Annotated in this window: 20 protein-coding genes, 1 pseudogene and 1 riboswitch; of the genes and pseudogenes, 8 read left to right on the top strand and 13 right to left on the bottom strand. The window is 38.9% G+C overall.

Annotated features, from left to right (window positions below):
• Positions 1 to 14: 14 nt before the first annotated feature.
• The 4 genes from purD to AAX18_RS01470 form a co-directional block, all read right to left on the bottom strand.
• On the bottom strand, positions 15 to 1304 hold the full coding sequence (gene purD / locus AAX18_RS01455; protein ID WP_046952717.1) for a phosphoribosylamine--glycine ligase: 1290 nt from the start codon (positions 1302 to 1304) through the stop codon (positions 15 to 17).
• A gap of 153 nt (positions 1305 to 1457) precedes the next feature.
• Complete coding sequence (gene purH / locus AAX18_RS01460) at positions 1458 to 3056, bottom strand: bifunctional phosphoribosylaminoimidazolecarboxamide formyltransferase/IMP cyclohydrolase (protein WP_046952718.1); 1599 nt, start codon at positions 3054 to 3056, stop codon at positions 1458 to 1460.
• A gap of 181 nt (positions 3057 to 3237) precedes the next feature.
• Positions 3238 to 3642 carry a DoxX family protein gene (locus AAX18_RS01465; RefSeq protein WP_046952719.1) on the bottom strand — a complete coding sequence of 135 codons (405 nt, stop codon included), beginning with the start codon at positions 3640 to 3642 and terminating at the stop codon, positions 3238 to 3240.
• Between the two features lie 111 nt (positions 3643 to 3753).
• Complete coding sequence (locus tag AAX18_RS01470; RefSeq protein ID WP_046952720.1) at positions 3754 to 5493, bottom strand: protein-disulfide reductase DsbD; 1740 nt, start codon at positions 5491 to 5493, stop codon at positions 3754 to 3756.
• Between the two features lie 190 nt (positions 5494 to 5683).
• On the opposite strand from AAX18_RS01470, the gene arcA reads away from it, so the two are divergent.
• From arcA to raiA, 3 genes are all read left to right on the top strand, one after another.
• A complete protein-coding gene (gene arcA / locus AAX18_RS01475; RefSeq protein WP_005627543.1) occupies positions 5684 to 6394 on the top strand; it encodes a two-component system response regulator ArcA in 711 nt (236 codons plus the stop codon).
• Between the two features lie 198 nt (positions 6395 to 6592).
• Positions 6593 to 6703, top strand: a riboswitch (glycine riboswitch).
• A gap of 111 nt (positions 6704 to 6814) precedes the next feature.
• A complete protein-coding gene (locus AAX18_RS01480; RefSeq protein ID WP_046952721.1) occupies positions 6815 to 8185 on the top strand; it encodes an alanine/glycine:cation symporter family protein in 1371 nt (456 codons plus the stop codon).
• A 234-nt stretch (positions 8186 to 8419) separates the two neighbouring features.
• Positions 8420 to 8743, top strand: coding sequence for a ribosome-associated translation inhibitor RaiA (raiA, locus tag AAX18_RS01485; protein WP_009499739.1), 324 nt, complete (start codon positions 8420 to 8422; stop codon positions 8741 to 8743).
• Between the two features lie 68 nt (positions 8744 to 8811).
• Here raiA and AAX18_RS01490 read toward each other — a convergent pair whose 3' ends face one another.
• The 4 genes from AAX18_RS01490 to AAX18_RS01505 form a co-directional block, all read right to left on the bottom strand.
• Complete coding sequence (locus AAX18_RS01490; protein ID WP_046952722.1) at positions 8812 to 10128, bottom strand: MFS transporter; 1317 nt, start codon at positions 10126 to 10128, stop codon at positions 8812 to 8814.
• A gap of 55 nt (positions 10129 to 10183) precedes the next feature.
• Entirely contained in the window at positions 10184 to 10927 is a 744-nt protein-coding gene (menH, locus tag AAX18_RS01495; RefSeq protein WP_046952723.1) for a 2-succinyl-6-hydroxy-2,4-cyclohexadiene-1-carboxylate synthase, read from the bottom strand.
• Between the two features lie 61 nt (positions 10928 to 10988).
• Complete coding sequence (gene menD, locus AAX18_RS01500) at positions 10989 to 12695, bottom strand: 2-succinyl-5-enolpyruvyl-6-hydroxy-3-cyclohexene-1-carboxylic-acid synthase (RefSeq protein ID WP_046952724.1); 1707 nt, start codon at positions 12693 to 12695, stop codon at positions 10989 to 10991.
• A 14-nt stretch (positions 12696 to 12709) separates the two neighbouring features.
• Positions 12710 to 13981 (bottom strand): isochorismate synthase, encoded by a 1272-nt coding sequence (locus AAX18_RS01505; protein ID WP_046952725.1) that lies wholly within the window; start codon positions 13979 to 13981, stop codon positions 12710 to 12712.
• A gap of 156 nt (positions 13982 to 14137) precedes the next feature.
• Here AAX18_RS01505 and AAX18_RS01510 point away from each other — a divergent pair, with 156 nt between their 5' ends.
• On the top strand, positions 14138 to 15352 hold the full coding sequence (locus tag AAX18_RS01510) for a pyridoxal phosphate-dependent aminotransferase (RefSeq protein WP_046952726.1): 1215 nt from the start codon (positions 14138 to 14140) through the stop codon (positions 15350 to 15352).
• Between the two features lie 96 nt (positions 15353 to 15448).
• On the opposite strand, the gene AAX18_RS01515 is transcribed toward AAX18_RS01510, so the two are convergent.
• Positions 15449 to 16228 (bottom strand): M48 family metallopeptidase, encoded by a 780-nt coding sequence (locus AAX18_RS01515; protein ID WP_046952727.1) that lies wholly within the window; start codon positions 16226 to 16228, stop codon positions 15449 to 15451.
• A 120-nt stretch (positions 16229 to 16348) separates the two neighbouring features.
• On the opposite strand from AAX18_RS01515, the gene mtr reads away from it, so the two are divergent.
• The 4 genes from mtr (at position 16349) to tsf (ending at position 20320) form a co-directional block, all read left to right on the top strand.
• Positions 16349 to 17605, top strand: a complete 1257-nt coding sequence (gene mtr, locus AAX18_RS01520; protein WP_046952728.1) for a tryptophan permease — start codon at positions 16349 to 16351, stop codon at positions 17603 to 17605.
• A 65-nt stretch (positions 17606 to 17670) separates the two neighbouring features.
• Positions 17671 to 18435: a class I SAM-dependent methyltransferase gene (locus tag AAX18_RS01525; RefSeq protein ID WP_005627524.1), complete on the top strand. Its 765-nt coding sequence runs from the start codon at positions 17671 to 17673 to the stop codon at positions 18433 to 18435.
• 177 nt (positions 18436 to 18612) lie between these two features.
• Positions 18613 to 19335 carry a 30S ribosomal protein S2 gene (rpsB, locus tag AAX18_RS01530; protein WP_005698638.1) on the top strand — a complete coding sequence of 241 codons (723 nt, stop codon included), beginning with the start codon at positions 18613 to 18615 and terminating at the stop codon, positions 19333 to 19335.
• Positions 19336 to 19468: 133 nt separating this feature from the next.
• A complete protein-coding gene (gene tsf / locus AAX18_RS01535) occupies positions 19469 to 20320 on the top strand; it encodes a translation elongation factor Ts (protein WP_005627519.1) in 852 nt (283 codons plus the stop codon).
• 180 nt (positions 20321 to 20500) lie between these two features.
• Here tsf and lpxD read toward each other — a convergent pair whose 3' ends face one another.
• The 4 genes and pseudogenes from lpxD to rseP all read right to left on the bottom strand — a co-directional run bounded on the left by lpxD (position 20501) and on the right by rseP (position 25973).
• Positions 20501 to 21526, bottom strand: a complete 1026-nt coding sequence (gene lpxD / locus AAX18_RS01540) for a UDP-3-O-(3-hydroxymyristoyl)glucosamine N-acyltransferase (protein ID WP_005627516.1) — start codon at positions 21524 to 21526, stop codon at positions 20501 to 20503.
• A gap of 12 nt (positions 21527 to 21538) precedes the next feature.
• Positions 21539 to 22132 (bottom strand): OmpH/Skp family outer membrane protein, encoded by a 594-nt coding sequence (locus AAX18_RS01545; protein WP_005627513.1) that lies wholly within the window; start codon positions 22130 to 22132, stop codon positions 21539 to 21541.
• Positions 22133 to 22242: 110 nt separating this feature from the next.
• Positions 22243 to 24622 (bottom strand): annotated as a pseudogene (bamA, locus tag AAX18_RS01550) (outer membrane protein assembly factor BamA).
• Positions 24623 to 24641: 19 nt separating this feature from the next.
• Positions 24642 to 25973 (bottom strand): sigma E protease regulator RseP, encoded by a 1332-nt coding sequence (gene rseP / locus AAX18_RS01555; RefSeq protein WP_046952729.1) that lies wholly within the window; start codon positions 25971 to 25973, stop codon positions 24642 to 24644.
• Positions 25974 to 25979 lie beyond the last annotated feature (6 nt).

The following is a 25979-nucleotide window of genomic DNA, read 5'->3' on the forward strand; positions in this document are numbered from 1 at the left end:
AACATTTAATGCCGTTATTTTTGCTGCTCACGTTCAACAGCACGATAGCCAATATCTCGACGATAAAAACGTCCTGCCCATTGAATTTGTTCAGCGAGTTTTAAGGCTTTTTGTTGCGCTTCAAATACGCTTTCGCCTAACGCAGTAACACAAAGCACGCGACCGCCGTTCGTGACTAACTTGCCTTCTTGTTCTGCAACGCCCGCTAAGAAAACTTTCTCATTTTCGACCGCACTTTGAGGCAAACCAGTGATTTCATCGCCCTTGCGATAATCGCCTGGATAGCCTTCAGCCGCCAAAACAATCCCTAAGGAAGATTTTGGATTCCATTGGGATTTCACTTCGTTCAATTTACCATCGCAAGCTTTAAGACAAAATCCTACCAGATCTGATTCGAGGCGTAGCATAATCGGCTGAGTTTCTGGATCGCCAAAACGGCAGTTAAATTCAATCACTTTTGGCTGACCGTTCGGCATAATCATTAATCCTGCGTATAGGAAACCTGTGTAAACATTGCCTTCTGCCGCCATGCCATTAACGGTTGGATAAATTACTTCTCGCATAATGCGATCATGAATTTCAGGTGTTACCACTGGCGCAGGCGAATACGCGCCCATACCGCCAGTATTTAAGCCTGTATCATTTTCGCCCACGCGTTTATGATCTTGACTAGTCGCCATAGGTTCGACGTTTTTACCATCTACCATGACGATAAAACTGGCTTCTTCGCCATCTAGAAACTCTTCAATCACCACTCGGCTACCCGCTTTGCCAAAGGCATTACCTGAAAGCATATCACGCACAGCCTCTTCCGCTTCCTGCAATGTCATTGCAACAATTACGCCTTTGCCCGCCGCCAAACCATCTGCTTTGACGACAATTGGCGCGCCTTTCTCACGCAAGTACGCTAACGCAGGCTCAACTTCGGTAAAGTTTTGATATTCTGCCGTTGGAATTTTATGACGAGCGAGGAAATCTTTGGTAAATGCCTTTGAACCTTCCAATTGTGCAGCTGCTTTACTTGGGCCAAAAATTTTTAGTCCGGCTTCACGAAATGCATCGACTACCCCAATCACCAAGGGTACTTCAGGGCCAACAATGGTTAATCCAATTTGCTTATCTTGAGCAAATTTCACTAATGCAGGGATATCTGTCGCAGAAATATTCACGTTTTCTACTTTGTGTTCCAATGCGGTACCCGCATTGCCTGGTGCGACAAAAACTTTATCTGCTAATGGAGATTGCGCTGTTTTCCAAGCCAAGGCGTGTTCACGCCCGCCATTTCCGATGATGAGGATGTTCATAATGCTCCTTGTATCTTTTTGAATTTAATCCCCTCTTTAGCAAAGAGGGGTAGGGGAGATTTGGCAGAAGTTATTTCAACCTCATAGTATATTTAGCATCGTTTAAATCTCCCCCTGCCCCCTCTTTACGAAAGAGGGGGATGGTTAGATAAATTAATGTCTAAAATGACGCATTCCAGTCAATACCATCACCATATTATGTTCATCTGCTGCATCGATGACTTCTTGATCGCGCATTGAGCCACCTGGATGGATCACACATTGAATACCTACTTTCGCCGCTGCATCAATGCCGTCACGGAATGGGAAGAACGCATCAGATGCCATCACGCAACCTGCGACAGTTAAACCTTCATCCTGAGCTTTGATACCTGCAATTTTGGCCGAATACACACGGCTCATTTGGCCAGCACCAATGCCTATGGTTTGGTTATCTTTGGCGTAAACAATGGCATTGGATTTAACGAATTTCGCCACTTTCCAGCAGAATAATAAGTCTTTTAATTCTTGTTCAGTTGGCTGACGTTTACTTACTACTTTTAAATCATCCAAACCAACCATGCCTAAATCTGCATCTTGTACTAACAAGCCACCGTTCACGCGTTTGAAATCTAAACGTTCGGAACGTGACGTCCATTCACCACATTCAAGCAAACGAACATTTTTCTTACGTTTCACGACTTCTTGCGCTTCAGCAGAAACTTTCGGCGCAATAATCACTTCAACGAATTGGCGCTCCACAATTTCATTCGCGGTTTTTTCGTCTAATTCACAGTTGAACGCAATAATGCCGCCAAATGCAGAAGTTGGATCGGTTTGGTAAGCGCGATTATAGGCGTCTAAAATATCTTTACCTAAAGCTACACCGCATGGATTGGCATGTTTAATGATTACACAAGCTGGCTCATCAAATTCTTTCACGCATTCAAGCGCTGCATCGGTGTCTGCAATATTATTGTAAGACAAGGCTTTACCTTGGAGTTGATTAGCCGTAGCCACGCTCGCCTCTTTCACATTCAAATCAACATAGAAGGCAGCATTTTGATGGGCGTTTTCGCCGTAACGCATGGTTTGTTTACGCACGAAGTTAAGGTTTAAAGTCCGTGGGAATTGACCGCACTTCGCATTCGCATCTTCTTCCTCTGCCACATGATATGGTTTCACCATTTGTCCGAAGTAGTTAGCAATCATGGAATCATATTGCGCGGTATGTTCAAATGCTTTAATCGCAAGATCAAAACGGGTTTCAAGCGTTAGGCTGTTTTGATGTTTATCCATCTCTGCAAGAATTGCATTGAAATCACCATTATTTACCACAATCGCCACATCTTTATGGTTTTTCGCTGCAGAACGCACCATGGTTGGTCCACCGATATCGATATTTTCTACCGCATCAGCCAAGGTGCAATCTGGTTTAGCCACAGTGGCTGCAAATGGATATAAATTCACGACGACCATATCAATGCCTTCAATGCCATGTTGCTGCATGATGGCATCATCTGTACCACGACGACCAAGAATCCCGCCATGTACTTTTGGATGTAAGGTTTTCACACGACCGTCCATCATTTCAGGGAATCCCGTATAATCAGACACTTCAGTCACCGGCAAACCATGTTGCTCCAACAATTTTGCAGTACCGCCTGTGGAAAGTAGTTTTACACCACGCTGTACTAAGCCTTGAGCAAATTCTACGATACCGGTTTTATCAGAAACACTCAGTAAAGCCTGACGAATTTGACAATCTGTCATTACATTTTCCTTCATTAAATGGTTAAAAATAAGCGGAGTGAATTATAGCGCAAACGTTTGCGCAAATATAGAAAAGATTAAATAAAATGTAATCAGAATAAAGTGCGGTAAATTTCAAGCATAAAAAAGCCCACATAAATGTGGGCAAATAAAAGGATTAAATTATGAAACTACAACTAAACTACTTTTTAAAAAACTTGTTATCTAAAGCACAAGCACCCGCGCCAGAAAATACAAAATATAAGAAGAGTACAGAGTAAAGTAACGCAAGCTCACCGCCATTTGCAATTGGGAATAGTAAATTCCCTTTTCCAGCCACATGCATAAAGAAATACGCAAAAGCCATTTGGCCAGATAAAATAAACGCAGCTGGGCGCGTAAATAATCCTAAAATTAATAAGATTGAGCCGACAATTTCAATCATGCCACCTACAATCATCATTGAATCACCGACCGGGCCATTTCCACCCGTCATAGAAATTGGGAACTCCCAGAATTTTGCTGTGCCATGTAAGATAAACATGTAAGCAGCAGTGATGCGTAATAGCGCTAATACATAAGGGCGATATTTTTCAAGATTGTTCATTTTCTTTCCTTTTGTTTAAAGATGAATTAAAACGGCGCCATATTAATCTTTAATGGATAGTTAAACAATAATTAAAATTGAAAAATACTTTTTACCAAAAGTAAAAAATAACTAAAGTAGCTTTTCAATCCAATTAGAAAAAGAATCAGCATCCATAAATCCCGTTACTCTACTTCCTTGAATCTCATTATTTCGCTTATCAAAAAATAAAATTGTGGGTAATCCCATCACATTAAAACGTTCCATTAATGCTTTATTTTCAGGGCTATTCTTTGTCATATTCACTTGTAACAATAAGATATTTTGAAATTGCTGTTGCACTTTTGGATCTGAAAAAGTCAGCTTTTCAAATTCTTTACAAGCCACACACCAATCCGCGTATAAATCCAACATCGCGATCGAATGCGGATTTTCCGCTAAAGTGCGGTCAAGTTCTTCAATATTTTTAATTTGCTTAAATTTAACCTGAGAAACAGGCTTATTTTCTACCGCACTTTGTGTTGTGTTCTGAGTTTGCCAAATCCAATTTTGCAGAGGTTGTACGGAAACCATAGCCAACGCAAAACTAATAATTTTAATGGCATAGCCAAAACCGCTCTTAGGCATCTGCAACGCAAACCAAATAAAGAATGCTGTCGCTAATCCAGCCCATAAGCGTGGCTCCCATACTTCAGGCAAAATACGAGAAAGCAAAAACACAGGTAATGCTAACATAACAAAGCCGAATGTTTGTTTCACTGTGTTCATCCACTCACCTGATTTTGGCAAAATTTTATTACCAAACAATGTGATTAACATTAGCGGAACGCCCATACCAAGTGCGAGCAAATAAAGGGTCGCTGCTCCAGTGAATAAATCACCACTTTGCGCCACATAAAGTAAAGCACCAGAAAGTGGTGCAGATGTGCAAGGTGATGCCACAAGCCCAGCAATCATACCCATCGCAAAGGAACCGCCAAAAGCGCCCGAGGTTTGTTTTTGACTCCATGTATTCAATTTATTTTGTAAGCTATTTGGCAATTGAATAGTAAATAAGCCAAACATTGAAAGGGCAAGAACAACAAATAAAATAGAAAGCCCGATCATCACATAAGGATGTTGCAAGGCGATTTGAAACGGCAAACCGATAGCCGCTACTGCGAGCCCTAACAAGGTGTAAGTCAGTGCCATGCCTTGAACATAAAGAAAAGCTAAACTAAACGCTCGCATCATATTTGGACGTTGTTGCTGACCAATAACAATAGCAGAAAGCAACGGTAACATTGGCAATACACAAGGTGTAAAAGCCAGTCCCAATCCCAATAAAAAGAAACCGAAGATCGCCCATTTACTATGGAATAAACCATCAGCTAAACGATCTTGTTCAGATAAAAGTGCGGTATTTTTTTCAACTGTTTTTTCGACAATTTTCTCTTGAGAAACGGCTAAATCCCCAATTCGTAATACTTTAGTTTCAGGCGGATAGCAAAAACCTTCGGTACATCCTTGATAAGTGACTTCAACCTGATCATCAGCATTGCCAAATGCGCCGCTAAATACGCCATCAATTGAGTGAGTAAACACCTTCACTTCACCAAAATAAGGATCTTGGTGTAATTCAGCTGCTTGTTGAGCATGCAAAGTGAGAGCATCCGATTTACCCACTAATCCAGCACTAATCTTATCTTGATATAGATAATAGCCATCAGCAATGTCCCAATGAACCTGTAATTGACTTTTATCCGTAGATAAAGTGGCAGAGAATGCAAAAGCATCATCTACTTTCAAGAAAGATTGTTTTTTATCAAATAGACCAGCATTCGCTGCAAGTGCGGTAAAAATCAGTGTAAAAAAAAGAAAAAGTTTTTTCATAGAATTGAAAGGAAAAGTAGAAATGCGCGAAATTCTATCACAAAGAAATTTGAATATCTAAAACTATGATTTAGATCATAAAAAGGAAAATCTTATAAAAAATAACCGCACTTTTTTATTGTTACAACAATGTTACACCGCTAGAATGGAATCATGATAGCATACATCAAAATAAGTATAAGGATGGAAAATGGCTACTCCACAAATTCTCGTTGTTGAAGATGAAATCGTTACCCGAAATACGCTTAAAGGGATTTTTGAAGCGGAAGGGTATGATGTGCTTGAAGCAGAAAATGGTGCAGAGATGCATCACATGTTAGAAAACCACAATATTAATTTGGTTGTAATGGATATTAATTTACCTGGTAAAAACGGTTTATTATTAGCAAGAGAGCTCCGCGAAGAACTCAACTTGCCTCTTATATTCTTAACTGGTCGTGATAATGAAGTCGATAAAATTCTAGGGTTAGAAATCGGTGCCGACGATTATTTAACCAAGCCTTTTAATCCTCGAGAATTGACTATCCGTGCACGTAATCTATTGCATCGCACAATGCCACATCAAGAAAAAGAAAATACATTTGGTCGAGAATTCTATCGTTTTAATGGTTGGAAATTAGATTTAAATAGCCATAGTTTAATTACGCCAGAAGGTCAAGAATTTAAACTTCCGCGCAGTGAATTTCGTGCAATGCTACATTTCTGTGAAAATCCAGGAAAATTGCAAACTCGCGAAGAATTACTAAAAAAAATGACAGGACGTGAATTGAAACCTCAGGATCGTACCGTAGATGTCACAATTCGACGCATTAGAAAACATTTTGAAGATCATCCTAATACCCCAAATATCATTATGACGGTGCATGGTGAAGGATATCGTTTTTGTGGGGATATAGAATAAAGTCATTATTTCTATCAACTGAGAGACTATTTTAAAATTCCTTTTTGAAATTAATTTCCCATTTTGATAGAATCCATACGCTTTCATTGTGATTGTCACAATGAAAAGTGAGTTCGGATGAAGGTAGCTGGAGAGCGGGGAATTGACCCCACACCGACGATGTAAAATCTTTCAGGTGCGATGGCAGGGACTGTTACTGGACGAACCCTTGGAGAGATCCATTTTAGAAATGGACGCCGAAGGCGCAAAAAAGCGGTTAATTTTTCAATCGTTTTTCAAACGCTCAGGCAAAAGGACAGGGGCAAAAGACAATCTATCGTAAGTGTGGAAATTATCTATCTTTTCACCGCACTTTCTTTTCCATTGTATCTTTTCGTCTTCTTGTCGTGTTTATTTTTGATTTAAACGACGAGGAATCACATGACAATTGAGTCAATTCTTTCAGCTATTGATAGCTTTATTTGGGGCGCTCCGCTACTCATACTATTATCGGGTACGGGACTCTACTTAACCTTACGTTTAGGCTTTATTCAAATTCGCTATTTACCACGTGCGCTGGGTTATTTATTTAAAAAAGATAAAGGTGGAAAAGGTGATGTGTCATCTTTTGGCGCACTTTGTACCGCATTAGCAGCAACAATCGGAACGGGGAATATTGTGGGCGTGGCAACTGCGGTACAAGCAGGGGGGCCTGGCGCTATTTTTTGGATGTGGCTGGTCGCCTTATTAGGAATGGCAACAAAATATGCCGAATGTTTACTCGCGGTTAAATATCGTATTCGTGATAAAAATGGCTTTATGGCTGGCGGTCCAATGTATTACATTGAACGCGGTCTAGGCATCAAATGGCTAGCAAAATTATTTGCATTATTTGGTGTAATGGTGGCCTTTTTCGGGATCGGTACATTCCCACAGGTCAATGCGATTACCCATGCAATGCAAGACACTTTTAATATTCCAGTTTTAGTTACTGCAATTATTGTTACACTTTTAGTCGGCTTAATCATTCTTGGTGGTGTAAAGCGTATCGCAACCGCATCATCGGTAATTGTGCCGTTTATGGCGATTTTATACGTCACTACTTCACTGGTTATTATCCTTTTAAATATAGAAAAAGTACCAGATGCGATCTCATTAATTATTTATAGTGCTTTTGATCCGCAAGCGGCGCTAGGCGGGGCTATTGGCTTTACTGTAATGAAGGCTATTCAATCAGGCGTCGCTCGAGGCATTTTCTCCAATGAATCAGGTTTAGGAAGCGCGCCAATTGCAGCCGCAGCGGCACAAACTCGTGAACCTGTTCGCCAAGGCTTAATTTCCATGACAGGTACATTCTTGGATACCATCATCGTTTGTACAATGACAGGTATTGTATTAGTGTTAACAGGAGCTTGGAATAACCCTGAATTAGCGGGTGCTACAGTCACAAACTATGCCTTTACACAAGGTTTAGGGACATCAATTGGCGCAACGATTGTAACCGTCGGTTTATTATTTTTTGCATTCACAACTATTTTAGGCTGGTGTTACTACGGTGAACGTTGCTTTGTTTATCTCGTTGGTATTCGTGGCGTAAAACTATATCGTTTAGCTTATATTGTGTTGGTGGGGGTAGGCTCATTCTTACACTTAAATTTAATCTGGATTATCGCCGATATCGTAAATGGTTTAATGGCCTTTCCAAATCTCATCGCACTCATTGGATTGCGAAAAGTTGTGATTGAAGAAACAAAAGATTATTTCCAACGATTGAAAATAAATCATCACGATCAAGATGAAATCGTAGAATAATCAAATGAAAAAAGGTGTGGATACAATCAATATCCACACTTTTTTTCTTATCACAATTTCCCATCTTAACAACTTATCTTAGAAAGAAAAGCAACTTTTTTCAGAAATTAGACATAGATCATATTTTTAAAAATTACTTTGACATTTTCTCTTAAAGCCCTTGAAAACCCGAATTAAGAAAGCTATTTTGTAATTAAACAAAACTGTAAATCACGCAACAAAGAGGTAAATGCTATGACACTTAATATCACCAGCAAACAAATGGAAATCACCCCTGCAATTCGTGAACACGTGGAGGAAAGACTCGCGAAATTAGGTAAATGGCAAACACAGTTAATTAACCCCCATTTTGTTTTAAACAAAGTACCGAATGGATTTACTGTAGAAGCATCTATTGGCACGCCACTGGGCAATTTATTGGCAAGTGCAACCTCAGATGATATGTATAAAGCAATTAATGAAGTTGAGGAAAAATTGGAGCGCCAGCTTAATAAACTTCAACATAAAAGTGAATCTCGTCGAGCAGATGAACGCTTAAAAGATTCATTTGAAAGTTAATATTGAAAATAAACTAAAGAAAGGCAAAAGAGCGGTGAAATTTCACCGCTCTTTTTTCTTAACTAGGATTAGATTTGTGTTAAATCTACATTTTTAGTTTCTTTTGACGCTAATAATGCCAATAGCGTCATGAGGGCATTGATTGCTAAATAAATACCTACGCCCATCACACCAAATGATGCATTAATTTTTAAAGAAATCATCGCCGCAATCGTTGCACCAATAATGGATGCCAAATTATAGGCAAGAGATGCGCCTGAATAACGCACTTCCGTTGGAAATAATTCTGGTAATAGCGCAGCCATTGGACCAAATGTCATCCCCATAATCGCCATACCAATTACTAAAAATGCAAATACGCTCATTGGGGTACCATTTTCTAAGAAGAATGGCATGGTTAAACCGAGCACGCCAACAGCTACCGTCACCCAAATCAACCATTTACGGCGACCAATTTTATCGGCATAAACACCAGAAATACTGATAAAAATACCAAATACAATAGCACTAATTAATAACAAGCCAGTAAATGTATTTGCAGGGATGCCTAAGCCAAGCGCATAACCTGCTTCAGAAACCTTTGGTGCTGTTCGAGAATATGCCTGAGCAAAAGCCGTCATAATGTAAAACAGAGAATAAGTTGCCACCATGATAAATGTGCCAATAATCATTGGTTTTAAGTGTTTAGTAAAAACAACACTCACTGGTGCATTCAATTTCTTGCCTTTTTGCTCCGCTTCCACAAATACATGGCTTTCGTGCAAAGTTAAGCGAACATATAAGCCGACAGCGACCAATAAAACAGAAGATATAAACGGAATACGCCATGCCCATTCCACAAGGGCATCTTGCCCGAGGAAATAGCTGACTAAGAAGAATGTTGCATTTGCTACAAATAAACCGATTGGCGCACCTAATTGAGGGAAAGTACCGTACCATGCACGTTTACCTTCTGGCGCATTTTCTGTTGCAACTAAAGCTGCACCGCCCCATTCACCACCAAGTCCAATTCCTTGACCAACACGGCATACGCAAAGCAAAATCGGCGCCCAGATACCGATTTGAGCATAATTAGGAAGTAAACCAATAACCACTGTTGAACCGCCCATTAAAACAAGGGAGGCAACCAAGGTTTTTTTACGACCAATTTTATCGCCAAAGTGACCGAATAATGCAGAACCAATTGGACGTGCAAAGAATGCTAAAGCAAGCGTAGAAAGAGAAAGTAAATCATTAGAAAGCGGATCATCGCTATGGAAGAATTGCGTATTGAAAACTAATACAGCGGCAGCCGCATAGATATAATAATCAAAAAATTCGATTGCCGTACCGACCATCGAGGCTAACGCCACTTTCATCGGATTATTACGAAGTTGTGTAGACATTGTGTTTCCTTAGTAGTTTATTATAAAGAGAAAGGATTGAATCCTAACATTTTAACTAAGGTCTAGCAATTTTTAATATGCAATTTTCTATTTTTTCAGAGAAATATTTTGAATTTTCTAAATGTGAGTTATGTCCAGCGGCAGGAATAGTTACTAAATCAATTTGATTTTCTTTCGCAATAGTTTGAAACTTATGATCTCGTTCGCCACAAAAATAAAAAAATGGCAAAGAACTTAACCGCACTTTTTCACTAAAATCAGGTTGTTTGGATAGACTTGTCGCCAGCAGCATCTTGCCAATATTTTCACCGCAATTTGATTTTCGTTTTTCAACTAACTTCTGTCTTTCTTCCGCAATCAAATGAGAAAACACGGGCTGTTGATACCAATCATTTAATACATTTTCTGGTAATTCTTGCATAAAACGTTGCGCCCAAGCAAAATCCTGCTGAAAACGGGCCTGCTTTTCTTCGTCTGTTTTTAAACCTAGATTCGCCCCTTCTAAAATAACGCCTTGCAAATTAGATCTTTCTACCTGAGCTTGCAGTGCATAATACAAAGCAATCCTTCCACCTAGAGAATACCCAACAAGAAAATACGGTTCATTTTTCACCGCACTTTTAATTTGCTGAGCCAAATACTCCGCCGTTTCTTCAAAATTTGTGACTTCAATATCTTTAGCTTGCCCGTGAAAAGGCAAATCTAGCGCAATACAATTAAAGTGCGGTAGATTTTCAATGACTTTTTGCCAGCCATTTTTTGTACCAAGAAGTCCGTGAAGAAAAATGATGTTTATCATTGAAGGGATTATTGATAGAAAATAATAAAATATGGCGGACTAAAGCCCGCCTACAGAATACTTAAGCACCAATCACGGCGTGACTAATTTGCTCGATTAAGCGTTTATACAAACTACTACCATCACTCGGATTCGTTTTAATTTCAATTAACGTTGCCTTGCGACGACTATAAGCCTGCTTCACAACAGAATTGAGATCAGCCCAAGTATAAGGATGAGCATATTTAAGATCGAACATTGCCGCGATTTGAGAAAAATCGCCATTATGCGGTAATCGATAGAACTGATCTTTGACTTGTTCATCTACAGGTAACATATCAAAAATCGCGCCACCATTATTATTGATCACAAAGATTACCGTTGGTTGCGTAACATTTTTGAATAACGCGAAAGAATTTAGATCATATAAAGTGGACGTATCGCCAATCACCGCAACAACAGGTTTATTTGAACCGATACCAATTCCAGCTGCCGTAGCCAACAAACCATCAATTCCACTCGCACCACGATTGGTATAAACAGGATAACTTTCTGGTAATTGCGTTAGCGCATCAACAAGACGAACAAGTAAACTATTACCTAAAAATAAAACACCGTTATAAGGTAAAAGTGTTGGTAAACGTAATGCGAGCGAGGCTTCCGTTAAATTTCCGCCTACTTGCTGTTCAATAAAGGTCGCACAGAACTTAGATAAAGCTAACGGCTCAAGCAACCAAGGCTTTTGGCGTAAAGGAGGATGCGCACGCAACCAATGATGTGCTTTAGCATTGAATCTTGTCAATGAATGATGGTAAGGATCTAATGCTTTACCGCTTTGTTCAACCAACCAAAATTCACCTTTAAACGCCTGTAAGAATTGATTAATTCGTTTACTAATAAAGCGTGCACCAAATTGAATCACAATATCAGTTTGCAGAAGTTTTTCACGAACAGTTTGGTTTGCGAGCCAAATATCTTCATAAGGTGTCGTTGGAACAACACCAGATTGAATATCCGTCAGTAACACCCAGCCCATAGCACTTGCCCAAGAATTAATGCCCATCGCTTGTTCTGCAGGTAATTGACCAACCACAACGACACCACGTTTGGTACGCCAATGGTCCCAATTTTCATGCATTAATACTTCGTTCTGTAGCGCTTCCACATTCATCCAAGGCTTAGTTTGAATTAACCAGCGTTGTAACGGCAGCAGCCAAGGGTGAGAATCTACAGCCTCATCAGTTGCATCATAAAGTGGCTCGGCAAATGGCACATTAATATGAACAACACCACCTTGTTGTTTTTGTTGAAAGGCAGCCTGTTCAAGTAAAGAAATCAACCATTGCGCAGAATAATCCGCGTTCGGTTTAGGTAAATTAACATTTGCAACCGGATACTGACCAAACATATTTTGCTGCAAAATAGCCTGATTTGCACCGCACTCCCAAAGTTCTGGTGGACGATCAGCAGTTAAAACAAATAAATTCACACCCGTTTGGCGTGCTTCAATAATTGCGGGATAAAGGTTTGCAGTCGCCGTACCTGATGTCACAATAATGGCAACAGGCGATTGAGTTGCCTTGGCAATACCCAAGGCAAAAAAACCTAAACCACGTTCATCAAAATGCGTATGACAAGTGGCTGAACCCGCATTTTGCAAACGTACGGCTTCAAGAGTTAAAGGTGTCGAACGCGAACCTGGCGCGATACAAACGTGAGAAACGCCTTGGCGCACCAAGGTTTCTAAAATCACTTTCGACCAACAACGATTAAACACGCTTACCGACATTTTTTTCTCCGTTATCATTTTTCTTCTGCAAACAAGGAAATTAATCCTGCTGCTTTACGTTCAATTTCTTTCCATTCTTCCAATGGCTGCGAGCCTGCCACAATGCCCGCTCCAGCAAATACACGAATACGATGACCTTCAATAAAGGCAGAACGAATCGCTACACAAAACTCTGAACATACATCGCTCATCACGCCCAATGTTCCCGCATACCAGCCACGATCAAAGGTTTCAATTTCTGACAAAATCATTTTGGCTTGTTGCTGTGGCAAACCCGATACCGCTGCTGTAGGATGAATCGCTTTTAATATATTTACATCTGCATAATGTGCGGTCAAATTTGCACGAATTTTACGAATCAAATGTTGTACTTTACGTAACACTTTCAATTCCACATTACTTACATCAAAACTTTCTACTTGCTTACGTAAATTCTGCGAAATATCTTCTACAACCAACCAATTTTCTTTTAAATTTTTCTCGTCATTTAACAACCAATTGGCTTGAGATTGCGTTTCCTCCTCACTTTCAGAAACCGATGCCGTCCCAGCCAAAGCCTCTGTTAGCAACAAGTTATACTCACGAGCAAATAGGCGTTCTGGCGTAGAACCAACAAAAACCGAATAAGGATTTTCAGCCCACAAAAAATGATAACAACCTTGATTTTGTTTTTCGCTTTCAGCTAAAAAATCGTACGCATTAATCGCTTGCTTTAAATGAAAAGTGGTTTCATTAGCTAAAACAATTTTTGTCAGCTCTCCACTTTTAATTTCTACCAAAGCCTGATTTACCCAATCACACCAAGTTCTTTCATTCGCTCGAGGCTCTGTATGCAAAGGAATCTGTTTTGGCAAAGCAGAAAGTGCGGTGATATTTTCAAAAGTTTTTAGGTGGACTAAAGTATCATTCGCACTTTGCTCATCTTTCACAAAAAATGATACCAATGCACCTTTCTCATCCTGTTCAACAAGCATTTTGGGTAATACAAATTGTGCCGTGCCTTGAAATTGCAAACCACCTACCAGTGGAAAACCACTTTCTTCAATAAACTCTTGCGCTAAATTTAACTGTGAAAATGACCGATCTTCACCAAGAGCAGCTAATACTTTTGCTTCATCACGAAAATGTAAATAAAATTGTGGATACGCAGATTGACCTTTCAGCCAAGCCAACAAATCAACCTTGTCCAGTTTCACCTGAAAACAGACAAGTTCATTCGTTGATTGCTGTAAATATGCGTGAATTTGCGATTTTAACTCGCCTATTGCCTGCGCTAAATAACTCATTAGATTTTGTTTTAAATACACAAAAAATTAGCCGTATTCTACCGCAGATTGTTAATGACAAAAAATTTTTTTACAAAATCTTTTCAATATTGAAAATTCAGCGTAAATTAACCGCACTTTTCTCGAAAAATTTATTAGAAACAAAAGGATTTCACTATGCGATTATTCCCAAAATCCGACAAATTAGAACACGTATGTTATGACATTCGCGGCCCTGTGCACAAAGAAGCACTACGCTTAGAAGAAGAAGGCAATAAAATTTTAAAACTTAATATCGGCAACCCTGCACCTTTCGGTTTTGAAGCGCCGGATGAAATCTTGGTCGATGTATTGCGTAATTTACCGTCAGCTCAAGGCTACTGTGATTCAAAAGGTTTATATTCTGCTCGTAAAGCAATTGTTCAATATTATCAATCAAAAGGGATTCACGGCGCAACCGTCAATGATGTGTATATTGGTAACGGCGTCTCTGAGCTTATTACAATGGCCATGCAAGCATTACTCAATGATGGCGATGACGTACTCGTTCCGATGCCTGATTATCCGCTTTGGACTGCTGCGGTAACACTTTCCGGCGGTAAAGCAGTGCATTATCTCTGTGATGAAGAAGCAAATTGGTTCCCCGCTATTGATGATATTAAAGCGAAAGTGAATGCGAAAACTAAAGCCATTGTTATCATCAATCCAAACAATCCAACTGGCGCGGTGTATAGCAAAGAATTATTACAAGAAATTGTAGAAATCGCGCGCCAAAATAATTTGATTATCTTCGCTGACGAAATCTACGACAAAATTTTATACGATGGCGCAGTGCATCATCATATTGCCGCGCTTGCTCCTGATTTATTAACTGTTACGCTGAATGGTTTATCAAAAGCTTATCGAGTTGCGGGATTCCGTCAAGGCTGGATGATTTTGAACGGACCAAAACATAATGCGAAAGGTTATATTGAAGGCTTGGATATGCTGGCATCAATGCGTTTATGTGCCAACGTACCAATGCAACATGCAATTCAAACCGCACTTGGTGGCTATCAAAGTATTAATGAATTTATTTTGCCAGGTGGCAGATTACTTGAGCAACGCAATAAAGCCTACGATCTCATCACTCAAATTCCAGGCATTACTTGCGTGAAACCAATGGGGGCGATGTATATGTTCCCGAAAATTGATGTGAAAAAATTCAATATTCACAGTGATGAAAAAATGGTGCTGGATTTACTCCGCCAAGAAAAAGTGCTACTTGTGCACGGTAAAGGATTTAATTGGCACTCGCCAGATCACTTCCGTGTTGTTACTCTTCCTTATGTAAATCAACTTGAAGAAGCCATTACAAAATTAGCAAGATTTTTGTCGGATTACCGTCAATAATGAATGCTTTGGCTACATTACAAAGGGGACTAAATGTCCCCTCTTTTTATTGTAAATTTCAAAAATAAAGTGCGGTCATTTTTTGACTAAATTTATTTAGCCATTTTTATCTTTAGTGGCTTTATAAAGCTCCATCGCTTCAGGTAATAAACGTTGTAAGTTTTCTTGACGAGACTGATCGCTAGGATGAGTAGAAGCTAACGCATCAAGAGCACCTCGAGAACCACCAGACACTTTTGCCATTTTTTGCCACAATCCTGGCGCTACCTGTGGGTTGTATCCAGAACGAGCCATTAACATTAGCCCTACTTCATCTGCTTCAGTTTCAGCGCTGCGAGAATAAGGTTTATCTAAGGCAAAATCTTTAGTAAGCGAAACCAAATCTGTCACATCCGTCCCAACTGCAATAGATAATGCCGTCCCTCCAATGGCACCAACAATATTACTAACAGTTCCAAAGTTAGTTTTAGCTTTACCATGCTCTTTTAATGCATGGGCCATTTCATGCCCCATTACCACCGCGATTTCGTTATCATTAAGTTGTAAAGTATCAACTAACCCAGTATAGAACGCCATTTTACCGCCTGGCATTGCCCAAGCATTCAATTCTTTTGACTTAATAACATTAATTTGCCAGTTAAATTGCTGTCCGGTTTCATTAACTTGGTTTGCATAATTCACCATTTTATGAAACACATGGTGAATTCGTTTTGCAGTATTTGATGAAGTATCAATTGCACCCTGAGTACGAATTTTTCCCATTTCTTGTGCATAACTACTCGCAGCCTCTCGATTTATAGAAGCCGAATCAGCACAAGCTGTGATAAGTGAACTGACTAATAGCACAAAAGCAAAACTTTTAAGTTGTTTTTTCATAAGTGATCCTTTTTTGAACTGACGCAGATTATATGAATTTATTATTTTTTGTCGATATAAATATATTGCACTTTCCTTTTGCACTACTATAATAGTGCAAATTTATTTCAGAGGCATTTTATGACACAACAAAGATCTCCTTCTCTCTTAGGCGGCGCGATGATCATCGCGGGTACAGCTATTGGTGCGGGCATGCTGGCTAACCCAACTTCAACGGCTGGTGTATGGTTTATTGGTTCGATTCTCTCTTTAATTTATACTTGGTTTTGTATGACAACATCAGGATTAATGATCCTAGAAGCTAATCTGCATTATCCAACAGGTTCAAGTTTTGACACCATCGTTAAAGATTTATTAGGAAAAAGTTGGAATATTATCAATGGTCTTTCCGTTGCTTTTGTCTTGTATATTTTGACTTATGCCTACATCACCTCAGGCGGAGGCATTACACAAAATCTGCTCAACCAAGCATTCAGTTCTGCTGAAAGTGCGATGGATATTGGAAGAACTTCAGGATCTTTAATTTTCTGCCTTATCCTTGCAGCCTTCGTGTGGCTTTCAACCAAAGCTGTGGACCGTTTCACAACCGTGTTAATTGTCGGGATGGTGGTCGCTTTTTTCCTTTCTACTACCGGTTTATTAAGCTCTGTAAAAACAGAAGTTTTATTCAATACTGTTGCTGAAGGCGAACAAACATATTTACCTTATTTATTCACCGCACTTCCAGTTTGCTTAGTGTCTTTTGGTTTCCACGGAAATGTGCCTAGCTTAGTAAAATATTACAACCGTGATGGTCGCCGAGTCATGAAATCAATCTTCATCGGTACGGGATTAGCACTCGTAATTTATATTTTATGGCAACTTGCTGTGCAAGGTAATTTGCCACGCAACGAATTTGCTCCGGTAATTGAAAAAGGCGGCGATGTTTCCGCATTACTAGAGGCATTACATAAATATATTGAAGTAGAATACCTTGCCGTCGCATTAAATTTCTTTGCTTATATGGCGATTGCTACGTCATTCTTAGGCGTAACTTTAGGCTTATTTGACTATATTGCTGATCTGTTTAAATTTGACGATAGCTTATTAGGACGAACAAAAACCACATTAGTGACATTTTTACCACCGCTATTGTTAAGTTTACAATTCCCTTATGGCTTTGTGATTGCCATTGGTTATGCAGGATTAGCAGCAACCATTTGGGCTGCAATCGTACCTGCACTTCTTGCTAAAGCCAGTCGTCAAAAATTCCCAAATGCAACTTATAAAGTGTATGGTGGTAATTTTATGATTGGCTTTGTGATCTTATTTGGTGTGTTAAATATTGTGGCACAAGTAGGCGTAAACTTAGGATGGTTTGCAAGTTTCGCAGGATAAGTTTTCGCGTTAATATTGTAGGGGCGTATCGAATACGCCCTTTTTAATTTTACATAGGAAACGAGATGAGTAACAAAACGAGCGTTTACGATAAAGAAAACTTCTTTGCGCTTTATCAAAAACTTCGATCTAACCCAATCAGTCTCAATGAAATAGTGGAAAAGCCGACTATGCTTTCCCTGTTACCTGATTTACAAGGAAAAAAATTGCTCGATCTAGGTTGTGGAACGGGCGGACATTTGCAACTCTATTTAGAACGCAATGCGGAGAGCGTAGTGGGAACAGATCTTTCAGCTAAAATGCTAGAGCAAGCTGAACAAGATCTGCAAAAGTGCGGCCAATTTTCAGGGCGTTTTTCCTTATATCACTTACCAATGGAAAAATTAGCAGAATTGCCAGAACGTCATTTTGATGTAATTACTAGCTCTTTTGCCTTTCATTATATTGAAAATTTTCCAGCATTATTATCAACTATCTATGACAAACTCTCGTCTAATGGCATATTGGTTTTCTCACAAGAACACCCGATAACTACCTGCCACAAAGAAGGAGAACGCTGGGAAAAAAATGACAAAAAACAGCAAGTTGCTTATCGTTTAAATCATTATCGAGAAGAGGGCGAACGCAATAGAAATTGGTTCAAACAACCTTTTCAAACCTATCATCGAACAACAGCGACAATTATCAATAATTTAATTCATGCAGGGTTTCAAATCGAGCAAATGGAAGAACCCATGCTTGCCGCCCAACCGCAATGGCATAATGAATTTAAAGATTTATCACACCGCCCACCATTGTTATTTATCAAAGCAAGAAAAGTGGAGAAATAAACAAAATAAACTGGTTTTTAACCGCACTTTATGGTATAAATCGCCCCGCTGTTTTTGCCTTTCAAAAGCAGCTTTTTAATTACTAACAACACACACATATCAACAAGGCTTAATCGGGGTGCCAAACGGTCGATTAGCTGATATGTGGAGGCTCAACCCCAACAAAAGGAAAATATTATGGCACAAGTTTCAATGCGCGACATGATCAACGCGGGCGTACACTTCGGACACCAAACTCGTTACTGGAACCCACAAATGAAACCTTTCATTTTTGGTGCTCGTAACGGTGTTCACATCATCAACTTAGAAAAAACTTTACCTTTATTCAACGAAGCTTTAGCGGAATTAACCCGTATTGCTAGCAACAACGGTAAAGTATTATTCGTTGGTACTAAACGCGCGGCTCAAGAAGCAGTACAAGCTGCAGCATTAGACTGTCAACAATATTACGTAAACCACCGTTGGTTAGGTGGTATGTTGACTAACTGGAAAACCGTTCGTCAATCAATTAAACGTTTAAAAGATTTAGAAACTCAATCTCAAGACGGTACTTTTGACAAATTAACCAAAAAAGAAGCGTTAATGCGTACCCGTGAGATGGAAAAACTTGAATTAAGCCTTGGCGGTATCAAAGATATGGGCGGCTTACCAGATGCGTTATTCGTTATCGGTGCAGACCACGAACATATCGCTGTTAAAGAAGCAAACAACCTAGGTATTCCTGTATTTGCTATCGTTGATACTAACTCAACTCCAGCTGGCGTAGATTTCGTTATCCCAGGTAACGATGATGCGACTCGTGCTATCCAACTTTACGTTTCTGCAGCTGCAGCAGCGGTTAAAGAAGGTCGTGGTAACGAAGCTCAAGTTGCTGAAGAATTAGCAGCTGACGCAGAATAATTTAAGTTTTGCAATAAGGCGAAGCCCTTAATAATCAAACGATTAATTGGCATAGGGGCTAAAATTTAGCCCCTATATTTTTATCTAAAAGTGCGGTCAAAATAAATCGCATTTTCGACAGAGGATTTTAAAAATGGCTGAAATCACAGCATCATTAGTAAAAGAACTTCGTGAACGTACCGGCGCAGGTATGATGGAATGTAAAAAAGCATTAGTTGAAGCAAACGGTGATATCGAGTTAGCAATCGACAATATGCGTAAATCTGGTCAAGCTAAAGCAGCTAAAAAAGCAGGTCGTGTTGCAGCTGAAGGTGTTATCCTTGCTCGTGTAGAAAATGGTTTCGGTGTATTAGTTGAAATGAACTGTGAAACTGACTTCGTGGCAAAAGATGCTGGTTTCTTAGGTTTAGCAAACGAAGTAGCTGATTTCGCAGCAGCAAACAAAGGTACAACTATCGAAGCATTACAAGCACAATTCGAAGAAAAACGTGCTGCATTAGTCGCTAAAATCGGTGAGAACATGAACATCCGTCGTGTTGCTTACTTAGATGGTCAAGTAATTGCTCAATACTTACACGGCGCGAAAATCGGTGTATTAGTTGCAGGTCAAGGTTCTGCAGATGAACTTAAAAAAGTAGCTATGCACGTAGCTGCATCTAAACCTGAATTCGTGAACCCAGAAGATGTATCTGCTGAAGTGGTTGAACACGAACGTCAAATCCAAATCGACATCGCTGTTAACTCTGGTAAACCAAAAGAAATCGCAGAGAAAATGGTTGAGGGTCGTATGAAGAAATTCACTGGTGAAGTTTCATTAACAGGTCAACCATTCGTAATGGATCCTTCAGTATCTGTAGGTGATTTCTTAAAATCAGTAAACACTTCAGTGTCTAACTTCATCCGTTTAGAAGTGGGTGAAGGTATTGAGAAAAAAGAAGAAGATTTCGCAGCTGAAGTAGCAAAAATCACTGGCGGTAACGCGTAATTCTTTAAAGATAACGATATGTTAATAAGCTCAACTTAAGTTGGGCTTATTTGTTTTATAGGATAAGTTGTGCTTAATTAACGGGCTTAAACTTTTTTAGTTACGTTTAGTAAAATAAAAATCCACACTTTAATAGTAAACTTTTAAAGTGTGGATTTTGTAATAAAACTTCAGAAGAAATTAAGAAATTTTCTTTTCTAATGCTTTTAAACGTTTATTTATTCCATCAATACCTAACGTCAGTGCCGCTGTTTTACGCCATTCTTTATTCGTTTGCAATGGAATACCAGAGGAATATACGCCAGGTTCTGTAATTGGGCGCATAACCATTCCCATTCCAGTAATCGTGACTTTATCGCAAATTTCCATATGGCCATTAATCACACTTGCACCGCCAATTAAGCAATAGCGTCCAACAGTCAAACTGCCCGCCATGATAACTCCACCCGCAACCGCTGTACCTGTGCCGATATGAACATTATGTGCAATTTGACAAAGGTTATCGATGATCACGTTATCTTCAATAATTGTTGCGTCTAATGCGCCTCTATCGATACAGGTATTCGCACCAATCTCAACGTTATTACCAATTATTACTTGCCCTACTTGTGGAATTTTAATCCAACGACCACGATCATTTGCGTAACCAAAACCATCACTACCGATGACTGTTCCTGATTGAATTAAGCAATTAGTGCCAATCTCAACGTTATGGTAAACCGTTACATTAGCCCAAAGTTGAGTGCCTGAACCAATCTTGGTATTTTTACCAACAAAGCAATTTGCACCAATTATCACGTTATCACTAAGTACAACACCTTCTTCAATAACAGCATTAGCACCAATTGAAACATTCTCACCTAAAGAAGCACTATCAAAAATTACAGCACTTTTTGCAATGCCTTGCGCAGCCTTTGGTGTGCTATCCATATATTGAGCCAAAATTGCGTAAGCGACATAAGGATCTTTAACAATAAGTAAATTGCTTTCTGGAGAACAGTGTTCGACATCCTCTTCAGAAACAACCAAAATTCCTGCTTTAGAATCTTTCAATAGTGCACGAAATTTTGCGTTAGAAATAAAAGTAAGTTGATTTGATTGGGCTTTATCGAGTGGGGCGATATTCTCAACAACAACATCGGCGTTACCGCGAACGGTAGCGCCGATTTGAGTTGCCAATTCTTGTAAAGAATAGGATTTTTGCATTATGAGAACCTATTATTTTTTCTCTTGAGCTTTTTCAGAAGCAGGGATAGATTTTAATACTTCTTCTGTGATGTCTTTACCCTCTACCGCAAACACAACTGAATTTGCATCAAGCACATAAGTATAACCTTTCTCTTTTGCTAAATTATTTGTAGCAGTTTGAATACTATCTAATAATTTACCACGCTCTTCTGCTTGACGTTTTTCATTTTGCGCTTGGAACTCTTGAACTTTTTTATCTTGTTCCTGCATTAATTTTTGTAATTCAGCATCTTCAGCAGCGCCTAATTTATTAATTTCCTCTTGGCGTTTTTGAATATCTGCTTGACGTAAGCGAGGCGCATCTTTTTCCAAAGCGGCAACTTTTGCTTCAACTTTCTTACGAGCAGCTACGATTTTATCATCAACTGCTTTTTTACTTGCAGCTAATTTTTCAGCTACAGGCTTAAATTCAGCATCAAGTTTATCTGCTACCGCTTGGCGATCTGGGTGATTTTGAAAAATATAACCTGCATTAATGAAAGCAATTTTTTCTTCTGCTGCAGCATAACCTGAAGCAAGTGCGATACCTAAAGCAAGTGCGGTTACTTTTACGATGTTTTTCATTTGATAAATATCCTTAATTAAATAGTGGTTTGTCTAATGTTTTCTCTACCTAATAAAATTAGGCGGAGAATGTTATCTTTGAATTCTAATGATGGAAAAAGTTCAATTTATTAAAAAGAACCACCAATACTAAATTGGAACTGTTCTACATCATCATTTTCATATTTTTTGATCGGTTTAGCATAAGAGAACACTAACGGTCCAATAGGTGATTGCCATTGGAAACCAACCCCAGCAGAGGCACGAACTCGACTAGCTTTTCCATAATCAGGTAAATTTAACGCAGCAATACTTGCGTCTAATGCTTTATCGGATTTCCATTTTGTATTCCACACACTTGCTGCATCCACAAATAATGAGGTTCTAACTGAATTTTGGCCTTTATCCCCTACAAATGGAGTTGGCACAATTAACTCTGCACTAGCTGTTGCTATAGCATTACCACCAACAACATCTGTGCTTGGCACCCATTTATTTTGGGTTGGATTTAAATAAATAGCATTTGGCCCAACAGCACCATATGCAAATCCACGTAAAGAGCCAATACCACCAGCAGTATAATATTGATAGAATGGCAAGCGTTTGTTACCAAATCCATTTGCATAACCAGCCGATGCTTTTGCCGATATCACCCAGCGATGATCTCGATCTAATGGATAGAATCCTTGAACATCAGCACTTAATTTATAGTATTTATTATCAGAACCAGGAGTCGTAACTCGTCCACCAAGACTTGCTTTAACCCCTTTAGTTGGGAAATATCCTCTATTGAGACTGTTATAGTTCCAACCGAATGATAAATCAAAGTCGTTTGTTTTAATCGCATTTCCATTAAAATTCATTGATTGCATATATAAATCACGACTATATTCTCTCGCGAAGTTACTAATTTTATTATAAGCATAACCTAACCCTACATAATAAGAGTTATTTTCATTTACAGGGAAACCTAAAGTAACGTTACCACCATAAGTCGTACGTTTATAATTAGAAGATGTGTCATTTCTAGAGTTGTCATAGTTTTCAAAGAAAACATTTCCACCTAAACTGACTCCATCTTTCGTGAAATACGGCTCAACATAACCTAAATTTACGCTAGTACCGTAGTCATTACGTGTTCCTCCAAGGCTAACTGAAGCACCAGTTCCCAAGAAATTATCTTGTTTAACACTAGCTTGATAACTAATACCACTCTCTGTACCGTAACCAATACCAAAGTTGATACTACCGGTATTACGCTCTTTAACTTTATACACAACATCTACTTCGTCATCCGTACCTTTTACAGGATCAATTCGGTTTTCTACGGTTTCGAAGAATCCTGTACGATCTAAACGGATTTTACCTAACTCAACTAATTGCGAGTTATACCACGTCCCTTCTTGTTGGCGCATTTCTTGACGTAAAGTACTATCTGCTGAAACAGTATTTCCTTCAAAGCGTAGTTGACGAACAGTTAAACGTCGACCAACATCAACAACAAAAGTAATTGCTAAAGTTTTATTTGCATCATCAAAATCAGGTACAGCATTCACTGTTGCACTACCGTAACCACGTTCACCCAATTTTGCTTTAATCGCATTTTCAACATCGGCAATATCACTGCGACGGAAAGTGTCATTTAAATGTAATGAAGAAAGCAAAGGTTCAAGTTCAGAAGCCATACCGCCCACATTACCAACAATACGAGCACTACGAAGGTCATACTGTAAACCTTCATTTACATCAATGGTTACATTTACTTTCGTTTTTTCTATCATTTAGCTGAACATCTGTTTTAGTGATTTGTGCTTTGGCATAACCATTATTTAAATAATAATCACGAATTGACTGTAAATCTTTCTCGAACTGAGCACCTTCAAATTTATTACCCCATAATTTCCACCAAGAATCAGGTTGTAATTCCATTTGCTCTTGCAACGTACTGCTACTAACAGATTCATTACCATTGAAAGTTAATGATGCTAATTTTGCAGTATCATCTTCATTGATCTGAATTAAAATTTCAGCACGATTATTTGGTAACGTATTGACAATAGGTTCAACTGTTGCGTTATATCGACCTACACTTGCATAGTGCTCTTTTACACTTTTGGCAAATTCATTTAATTTTTCTCGAATTAAAACATCACCAACTTTAAAACCGTTAGCATCTAAGTTTTGTTTAAGTGCTTCAGTTGGAATAACAGAGTTACCTTTGATTTTAACATCTGAAATGATCGATTTAGCCACAACGCTAACAACAAGCACATCGCCTTCTTGATGCGCATTCACATCATCGAATCGACCACTTACGAATAAAGAGCGGACAATATTAGCCACATCATTGTCAGTCACACGCTGACCAGCACGAACAGGTAGACTTGCTCGGATTTGTTGTTCTAAGTCACCTTGAACACCATCCACACGAATATCTTTTGCCACAAAAGGTGCGGCAAACACAGTCGTTGTCGTACCGAATAATAAACTTGCGATTAGAAGTTTTTTCATCGATTGTATCCTATATAAATTATAGACGTAAAAAATCATTAAATAATGCAAACACCGTTAAGCTTAATAACAGTGCTGCGCCAATTCGATAACAGATGCTTTGCACCCGCTCAGAAACAGGTTTTCCTTTAACAGCTTCCATTGCTAAAAAAACTAAATGACCGCCATCTAATACAGGCAATGGGAATAAATTCATAATGCCTAAATTAACACTAATCAATGCCATAAAACTTAAAAAATACCCCAATCCAATATTAGCGGATGCACCAGCACCTTTTGCAATAGAAATCGGACCGCTTAAATTGTTTAATGACAAATCACCCGTAATTAGTTTTCCTAACACCTTCAAGGTTAACACAGAAAGTTGGCCAGTCTTTTCAATGCCTTTCTGCAAAGAGTCAAGAATATCATATTTTAATTCTGTACGATATTCATCAGATAATTTTACGAAAGTTGGGCTTAAACCTACAAACCATTTTCCACTCTGATTACGCACTGGAGTGATAATTTTGTCAAGCATTTCCCCATTACGTTCAACTTTAATAGAAAAAGATTCGCCTTGTTCGACCTGTTTTATAAAATCTTGCCAAGGAAGTGCGATTAAATTTTCTTTTAAAATTTTATCACCGATTTGTAAACATGCTTTCTCAGCTGGAGAACCTTGAACAACTTTAGAAAGCACCATTTCAACTTTAGGACGCATAGGCATAATCCCTAATGCCTCAAAAGCACTTTCTTTTTCAAGATCAAAAGTCCAATTTGTAAGATTTAAAGTACGCTGTTGTTCAATATTAGAACCAAAAGGAGAAAGGGTAATTTCAACATTAGGCTCCCCCATTTTTGTGGCAAGTAGCATATTGATGGTTTCCCAATCTTGAGTTTCTTCGCCATCAACCGCTAGAATTTGTGTATTAGCTTCAATATGAGCTTGTGCTGCGACTGAACTCGGTGTTATTGATTCAATCACAGGTTTAACACTTGGCATTCCATAAAGGTAGATGACCCAATAGGCAAAAATCGCAAAAATAAAATTTGCCAAAGGACCTGCGATAATCACAAATGCGCGTTGCAATACGCTTTTACTGTCAAATGCTTGTGATTTTTGTTCAACTGGAACCACTTCATTACGTCCATCAAGCATTTTTACATAGCCACCTAAAGGAATTATTGAAACCGCAAATTCTGTACCGTGCTTATCGATACGTTTCCAAATTACCTTACCAAAGCCAATTGAAAAACGATGGACTTTTATACCGCACTTTCTAGCAGCCCAAAAGTGACCATATTCGTGAACGGATACTAATACCGCAATAGCAATGATAAAAGAACCTAGCGACCACAAAAATGACATTCAGAA

Origin of the sequence: Haemophilus haemolyticus, from assembly GCF_001008205.1 — a bacterium.
GTDB classification, from domain to species: Bacteria; Pseudomonadota; Gammaproteobacteria; order Enterobacterales; family Pasteurellaceae; genus Haemophilus; species Haemophilus haemolyticus_Q.

Bases quoted from the DNA above. Each gene is read 5' to 3' on its own strand.
- purD (WP_046952717.1), bottom strand. From the start codon at position 1,304: ATGAACATCCTCATCATCGGAAATGGCGGGCGTGAACACGCCTTGGCT.
- purH (WP_046952718.1), bottom strand. From the start codon at position 3,056: ATGACAGATTGTCAAATTCGTCAGGCTTTACTGAGTGTTTCTGATAAA.
- AAX18_RS01465 (WP_046952719.1), bottom strand. From the start codon at position 3,642: ATGAACAATCTTGAAAAATATCGCCCTTATGTATTAGCGCTATTACGC.
- AAX18_RS01470 (WP_046952720.1), bottom strand. From the start codon at position 5,493: ATGAAAAAACTTTTTCTTTTTTTTACACTGATTTTTACCGCACTTGCA.
- arcA (WP_005627543.1), top strand. From the start codon at position 5,684: ATGGCTACTCCACAAATTCTCGTTGTTGAAGATGAAATCGTTACCCGA.
- AAX18_RS01480 (WP_046952721.1), top strand. From the start codon at position 6,815: ATGACAATTGAGTCAATTCTTTCAGCTATTGATAGCTTTATTTGGGGC.
- raiA (WP_009499739.1), top strand. From the start codon at position 8,420: ATGACACTTAATATCACCAGCAAACAAATGGAAATCACCCCTGCAATT.
- AAX18_RS01490 (WP_046952722.1), bottom strand. From the start codon at position 10,128: ATGTCTACACAACTTCGTAATAATCCGATGAAAGTGGCGTTAGCCTCG.
- menH (WP_046952723.1), bottom strand. From the start codon at position 10,927: ATGATAAACATCATTTTTCTTCACGGACTTCTTGGTACAAAAAATGGC.
- menD (WP_046952724.1), bottom strand. From the start codon at position 12,695: ATGTCGGTAAGCGTGTTTAATCGTTGTTGGTCGAAAGTGATTTTAGAA.
- AAX18_RS01505 (WP_046952725.1), bottom strand. From the start codon at position 13,981: ATGAGTTATTTAGCGCAGGCAATAGGCGAGTTAAAATCGCAAATTCAC.
- AAX18_RS01510 (WP_046952726.1), top strand. From the start codon at position 14,138: ATGCGATTATTCCCAAAATCCGACAAATTAGAACACGTATGTTATGAC.
- AAX18_RS01515 (WP_046952727.1), bottom strand. From the start codon at position 16,228: ATGAAAAAACAACTTAAAAGTTTTGCTTTTGTGCTATTAGTCAGTTCA.
- mtr (WP_046952728.1), top strand. From the start codon at position 16,349: ATGACACAACAAAGATCTCCTTCTCTCTTAGGCGGCGCGATGATCATC.
- AAX18_RS01525 (WP_005627524.1), top strand. From the start codon at position 17,671: ATGAGTAACAAAACGAGCGTTTACGATAAAGAAAACTTCTTTGCGCTT.
- rpsB (WP_005698638.1), top strand. From the start codon at position 18,613: ATGGCACAAGTTTCAATGCGCGACATGATCAACGCGGGCGTACACTTC.
- tsf (WP_005627519.1), top strand. From the start codon at position 19,469: ATGGCTGAAATCACAGCATCATTAGTAAAAGAACTTCGTGAACGTACC.
- lpxD (WP_005627516.1), bottom strand. From the start codon at position 21,526: ATGCAAAAATCCTATTCTTTACAAGAATTGGCAACTCAAATCGGCGCT.
- AAX18_RS01545 (WP_005627513.1), bottom strand. From the start codon at position 22,132: ATGAAAAACATCGTAAAAGTAACCGCACTTGCTTTAGGTATCGCACTT.
- rseP (WP_046952729.1), bottom strand. From the start codon at position 25,973: ATGTCATTTTTGTGGTCGCTAGGTTCTTTTATCATTGCTATTGCGGTA.